This is a genomic window from Microbacterium suaedae, assembly GCF_003254645.1.
Lineage (GTDB): Bacteria > Actinomycetota > Actinomycetes > Actinomycetales > Microbacteriaceae > Microbacterium > Microbacterium suaedae.
On record NZ_PNFD01000011.1, the window covers coordinates 1 to 1,351 of the forward strand.

At 66.2% G+C, this 1,351-nt stretch carries 1 protein-coding gene; it reads left to right on the plus strand.

The window, feature by feature from the left end; genetic code table 11:
* Positions 1–54 precede the first annotated feature (54 nt).
* A protein-coding gene (locus C0012_RS15305) for an IS3 family transposase (protein WP_232527974.1) occupies positions 55–1,319 on the plus strand; the annotation gives its coding sequence in 2 pieces (ribosomal slippage) (positions 55–358 and positions 358–1,319; 1,266 coding nt in all).
* The last annotated feature ends 32 nt before the right edge of the window (positions 1,320–1,351 follow it).

A 1,351-nucleotide genomic window follows, 5' to 3' on the forward strand; every position in this document is an offset into this window, starting at 1 on the left:
TGAAGCGCCCTGAGTTTGTTGGAGGCTCCTGACCTTGGAAACGAGGATGGAGTTATGCCGAAGGAACTGGCGAGTGGGAAGCCGACGACGCGTCGCTACTCGGACGAGGAGAAGGCCGCCGCGGTGCGGATGGTGAGGACGCTGCGCGCGGAGCTCGGCGTCACTCAAGGAACGGTGCAGCGCGTCGCGACGCAGCTCGGCTATGGGGTCGAGTCCGTGCGGATGTGGGTGAAGCAGGCCGACATCGACGATGGCGTCACACCGGGCGTGAGCAGCGCAGAAGCGCAGCGGGCGCGGGAGCTTGAGCAGGAGGTCCGGGAGTTGCGGCGGGCCAACGAAGTGCTGAAGCGGGCCGCGACTTTCTTCGGGGCGGAGCTCGACCGCCACTACCGGAAGTAGTCGCGTTCATCGACGCGAATAAGGGCGACCTGGTCGACGGTCGCCGCCTCGGAGTCGAGCTCATCTGCAGACTGTTGCAGGTGGCTCCGAGCAGCTACTACGCCGTGAAGACCCGCATTCCCTCGGCCCGTGCGGTGCGGGACGAGGAGCTGATCCCTCAGCTGGTCGAGCTGTGGGAGAGCAACTACCGGGTCTACGGGGTCCGCAAGCTGTGGAAGGCAGCCCGGCGGGCAGGGATCATGGTCGGCCGCGACCAGACCGCAAGGTTGATGAAGCTGGCGGGGACCGAAGGCGCGCGTCGGTCGAAGAAGGTGAAGACGACGAGGCCGGATCCGGCGTCGGCGCGGCATCCGGATCTGGTGCAGCGGGAGTTCACCGCGACCGCGCCGAACCGGCTCTGGGACACGGATCTGACGTTCGTGGCGACCTGGGCCGGCGTCGCGTACGTGTGCTTCATCGTGGACGCGTTCTCCCGCATGATCGTCGGGTGGCGGGTCGCGTCACACATGCGCACCGAGATGATTCTCGACGCGATCGAGATGGCCCGCTGGTCCAGAGGCCACCATCACGCCGACCTGCGATGTCACAGCGATGCGGGGTCTCAATTCACGTCGATTCGCTACGGCGAACGCCTCGCGGAGATCGGCGCGACCCCGTCGATCGGCACGGTCGGCGATTCGTATGACAACGCCCTAGCAGAGACGGTGAATGGGTACTACAAGGCCGAACTCGTCCGCGGACCCGCCCGGTCAGGGCCGTGGAAGACGGTCGAGGACCTCGAGCTCGCCACCCTCGGCTGGGTGCACTGGCACAACACGCAACGCCTCCACGGGTACCTCGGCGACGTCGCACCCGCCGAGTTCGAGAACGCGTTCTATGCTGTCCAAACCGGCCCGCAGCAACTGGTCGGAATCAAATAGCGCGAGTCTCCATCAGACCCAGGGCGCTTCAG